The sequence below is a fragment of the Streptomyces sp. JK94 genome, assembly GCF_053613315.1.
Map to the genome: position 1 here is coordinate 1 of NZ_JBSICH010000074.1, position 5,250 is coordinate 5,250.

Here is a 5,250-nt window from a genome sequence, read left to right on the forward strand (position 1 = left end):
TGGACGGTTCGGGTGCGGTGTTGGTCACGGGTGGTACGGGCGGTCTCGGTGCTGTGGTGGCCCGGTATTTGGTGGCCGAGCGTGGGGTGCGGGACGTGGTGTTGGTCTCGCGGCGTGGTCCGGATGCGCCGGGTGCGGCGGATTTGGTGTCGGAGTTGCGGGAGTCGGGTGCCGAGGCGCAGGTGCTGGCTTGTGATGTGTCCGATCGTGGGGCTGTGCGGGGGCTGGTGGAGTCGCTGGTGGCGGATCGTGGTCTGCTGGCGGTGGTGCATGCGGCCGGTGTGGGGGACAACGGGCTGGTGGGTGCGTTGTCGTCGGAGCGGCTTGATGGGGTGTTGGGGCCGAAGGCCGATGCGGCGTGGTGGCTGCATGAGGCGACCTTGGGTGTGGAGTTGGCGGCGTTCGTGTTGTTCTCTTCGGCCGGTGGTCTGGTGTTGACGGCCGGGCAGGGCAACTATGCGGCGGCGAATGTGTTCCTGGACGCGTTGGCGGCGCGGCGTCGGGCCGAGGGTCTGGTGGCGACGTCGATGGCGTACGGGTTCTGGGATGTGGGTGCGGGTCTGGGGCAGTACTTGTCGCAGGTGGACCGGCGGCGGATGGCTGTGCAGGGTCTGCCGGTGCTTTCCGGTGATGCGGGTCTGGCGTTGTTCGCGCGGGGTCTGGGTCGTGGGGAGGCGACGGTCGTGCCGTTGCGGGTGGACACCGCGGCTTTGCGTGCCCGTACCGATGAGGTGCCCGCCTTGCTGAGGGCGCTGGCCCCGGTGAGGCGCACGGCAGCCGCGGCAGGGGTTTCGGCGGCGGGAGTGAAGGGTGCGGACTCGCCGGGGCGGGGGCTGGCGGCGCTTGCGGAGGGTGAGCGGCGGCGTGCGGTTCTGCGGCTGGTGCGGGAGCAGGTGGCGTCGGTGCTCGGGCATGGTTCGGCGGAGGCGGTCGGTGCCGACCGGGCTTTCCAGGAGCTGGGTTTCGACTCGCTGGCCGCCACCGAGCTGCGCAACCAGCTCAACACCCTGACCGGGCTCCGGCTCCCGGCCACCCTGGTCTTCGACCACCCCAACGCCCTCGCCGTCACCGAACACATCCTGTCCCGGCTCGACGGCAGCGGGACCGCACGAGCGGCCGGCCCGGCCCGTACGGACGCCGGACGGCCCACCGACGACGAGCCCATCGCCATCATCGGCATGGCCTGCCGCTACCCGGGTGGGGTGACCACCCCCGAGCAGCTGTGGCGCCTGGTCATGGACGGTGCCGACACGGTCTCCGACCTCCCGGACGACCGGGGCTGGGACGTCGAGGACCTCTACGACCCGGAGCCGGGCAAGGAGGGCAAGAGCTACACGCGCCGCGGCAGCTTCCTGCACGACGCGGCCCAGTTCGACCCCGGCTTCTTCGGCATCTCACCCCGTGAGGCCCTGTACATGGACCCGCAGCAGCGCCTGCTGCTCGAAACCTCGTGGGAGGCCCTGGAGCGGGCGGGCATCGACCCGGCCTCGCTCAGGGGCAGCCGGACCGGTGTCTTCGCCGGCGTGATGTACCACGACTACGCGCTCAACGTCTCGCCCTCCGGCACCGCCGGCGGCAGCGTGGCGTCCGGTCGGCTCTCGTACACCTACGGCTGGGAAGGCCCGGCCGTCACCGTCGACACCGCCTGCTCGTCCTCGCTCGTCGCGCTGCACCTGGCGGTGCAGGCGCTGCGGTCGGGTGAGTGCTCGCTCGCCGTGGCCGGCGGCGCCACCGTGATGTCGACGCCCGGCATGTTCGTCGAGTTCAGCCGCCAGCGGGGTCTGTCCGTCGACGGCCGCTGCAAGGCGTTCGCGGGCGCGGCGGACGGCGTCGGCTGGTCCGAGGGCGTCGGCGTGCTCCTGGTCGAGCGTCTCTCGGACGCGGTGCGCAACGGACACCGGGTGCTAGCCGTCGTCAAGGGCACGGCCGTCAACCAGGACGGCGCCTCCAACGGCCTGACCGCACCCAACGGGCCCTCCCAGCAGCGTGTGATCCGCCAGGCGCTGCGGGGCGCCGGAGTCGCCGCGTCCGAAGTGGACGTGGTGGAGGCACACGGCACGGGCACCACGCTCGGCGACCCGATCGAGGCTCAGGCACTCCTCGCCACGTACGGCCAGGACCGACCGGAGGACCGGCCGCTGCTGCTCGGCTCGGTCAAGTCGAACATCGGCCACTCCCAGGCAGCCGCCGGTGTCGCCGGTGTCATCAAGATGGTCATGGCGATGGAACACGGCACGGTGCCGCGCACCCTGCACGTCGACCGTCCCTCGCCGCACGTCGACTGGACCGAGGGCCGCGCCGAACTGGTCACCGAGGAACGGCCGTGGCCGGCCACCGGCCGACCGCGCCGGGCCGGTGTCTCCGCGTTCGGCCTCAGCGGCACCAACGCCCACGTCGTACTGGAACAGAGCCCCGCCCAGGCCGCCGACGCACCGCGCCCCGAAGCGGAAACGGGCCCCGCCGGCGAGCACCGGGCACCCGCCGTCCTGCCGTGGACGCTGTCCGCGGCGACCCCCGAGGCGCTGCGCGCCCAAGCCGCCCGGCTGCTCGACCACGTGACGGCGCGCCCCGACGACCGTCCCCTGGACACGGCGTACGCGCTGGCCACCGCCCGCACTGCACTGGAGTCCCGCGCGGTGGTGCTCGGCACCGGCCGCGACGAGATGCTGGCCGGGCTCCGTGCCCTCACCGAAGGCACGGACGTCCCCGGAGTGGTCACCGGCGAGGCCCGATCCGCCGGTACGACCGCGTTCCTCTTCTCGGGCCAGGGCTCCCAGCGGCTGGGCATGGGGCGTGGGCTGTACGAGAACTTCCCGGTGTTCGCGCAGGCCTTCGACGCGGTGTGCGCGGGGCTCGACGAACACGTGGAGCGACCGCTGCGTGAGGTGGTGTGGGGCGAGGACGAGTCGGTCCTCGACGGCACCGCGTACGCGCAGGCGGGTCTGTTCGCCGTCGAGGTGGCCCTGTACCGGCTCCTGGCGTCCTGGGGTGTCACTCCCGACTTCGTGGCCGGCCACTCCGTCGGTGAGGTGGCGGCGGCGCATGTGGCCGGGGTGTTGTCGCTCGCGGATGCCTGCGCTCTGGTGGCGGCTCGTGGCCGGTTGATGCAGGAGCTTCCCGCGGGTGGTGCGATGGTGGCGGTGGAGGCCACCGAGGCGGAGGTGCTTGAGCACCTGGTGTCCCTCGAGGGTGTGTCGGTCGCTGCGGTCAACGGTCCGTCGTCGGTCGTCGTTTCCGGGGTCGAGGGGGCCGTCGAGGCGGTCGCCGAGGTGTTCCGGGAGCGGGGACGCAGGGTCAGCCGGCTCCGCGTCTCGCACGCGTTCCACTCACCCCTGATGGAGCCGATGCTCGATGCCTTCCGCCAGGTCGTGGCGGGGCTGTCGTTCGGTGAGCCGCGGCTGCCGGTGGTGTCCAATGTGACCGGCCGGATCGCACTGGCCGGTGAACTGACCACGCCGGACTACTGGGTGACCCACGTCCGCCAGGCCGTCCGGTTCGCCGACGGCGTCCGCGCGCTTCGCGCCGCCGGAGTGGACCGCTGCGTCGAAATCGGCCCCGAGGCGGTCCTGACCGGAATGGCCCGCACCTGCCTCGACCGTTCCGAGGACGCGGGCGTCCTGCTGGTGCCGACGGCCCGCAAGGGCCGCGACGAGACGGCCGTCCTCCTCACCGCGCTCGCTCACCTGCACGCCGCGGGCACCGCGCTCGACTGGTCCGGCTTCTTCGCCGGGACCGGCGCCCGCGCCGTCGACCTGCCGACGTACGCCTTCCAGCGGCAGCGCTACTGGCTCGCCGCGACCGGCGCGGCTCCCGCGGCGACGGAGGGGGCCGGACTCGATGCCGCCGACCACCCCCTGCTGGGCGCGGTGGTGTCGCTGCCGGACTCCGGCGGTGCGGTGCTGACGGGCAGGCTGTCGGTGGAGGCACAGCCCTGGCTCGCCGACCACGTGGTCCTCGGCCGGATCCTGCTGCCCGGCGCCGTCCTCGTCGAACTCGCCCTGGCGGCCGGCGAGGCCGTCGACTGCGCCACCCTGGAGGAGCTGACCCTGGCGGCACCGCTGGTGCTGTCCGAGCGGGGAGGCGTCCAGGTCCGTGTGATCGTCGGACCGCGCACCGCCGAACGCCGCACCGTCGCCGTCTACTCCCGTCCCGAGGGCACCCGACAGGACTGGGCCACCCACGCCACGGGATTGCTGACGGACACGGCCGTCGAGTCCGCACCGGCCGGGCTGGACGAGCAGTGGCCGCCGGCGGGTGCCGAGGCACTGGCGGTGGAGGCGGCGTACGAGGTCTTCCGGGAGCGTGGGTACGGGTACGGGCCGGTGTTCCGGGGGCTGCGTGCGGCCTGGCGTCGGGGTGAGGAGCTGTTCGCCGAGGTGGCGCTTCCGGAGGAGGCGTCGGACGAGGCGGGCCGGTTCGGTCTGCACCCGGCCCTGCTGGACGCCGCGATGCACGCAGCGATCCTCAACGACAGCGCCGGCCCCGCCCCCGAGGACGGCGCCGGCGGCACGGTGATTCCGTTCGCCTGGAACCGGGTCGCCCTGCACGCGGTCGGCGCCGCCGCCGTCCGCGTCCGGATCGCCACCGCCGACGACGGCGGCATGGACATCCGGATCGCCGACGTGACCGGTGCGCCGGTCCTGACGGTCGGCTCCATGGTGGGCCGCCCGGTCTCCACCGAGCAGCTCGGCGCGGTGCCGGGCGAGACGGGCGCACTGTACGGCATCACATGGGTTCCGGCCGCCGGGAACGGCGTGGCGGACGCACACTGGCTCCCGTGGAGCGGGGTCGCCGAGGCCTCCGATGCGGTCGTGCCGGGCGCGGTGGTTCTGGACTGCGGTGCGCTCGGTGCGTCCGACGCTTCTCGTCTGCCGGACGGATCTGTGGATGTGCCTGCCGGTGTGCGGTCGGTGTTGGACCGGGTGCTGGGTGTGGTGCAGGAGTGGCTTGCCGGTGAGCGGTTCGCGGGTTCGCGTCTGGTGGTGGTGACGCGGGGTGCGATGCCGGTGGGTGCGGGTGGTTCGGCTGGCGCGGGTGATGTGGTGCAGGCTCCGGTGTGGGGTCTGGTGCGTGCGGCGCTCGCGGAGAATCCGGGCCGGTTCGCCCTGGTGGACCTGGACCTGGACTCGGACGTTGACGTGCAGGCGTCGGCTGATGTGGACGCTGCTGTGGGTGCGGTGGTCTCGGGTGAGTCGGAGGTCGCGGTGCGTGGGGGCGCGGTGCTGGTGCCGAGGCTGACGCGCCTGCCCG

At 73.2% G+C, this 5,250-nt stretch carries 1 protein-coding gene; it reads left to right on the forward strand.

Annotated elements, in window-relative coordinates:
• Positions 1 to 5,250 (forward strand): type I polyketide synthase (locus tag ACVV2G_RS33115; RefSeq protein ID WP_453846466.1); only part of this gene is annotated, 5,250 nt, incomplete at both ends.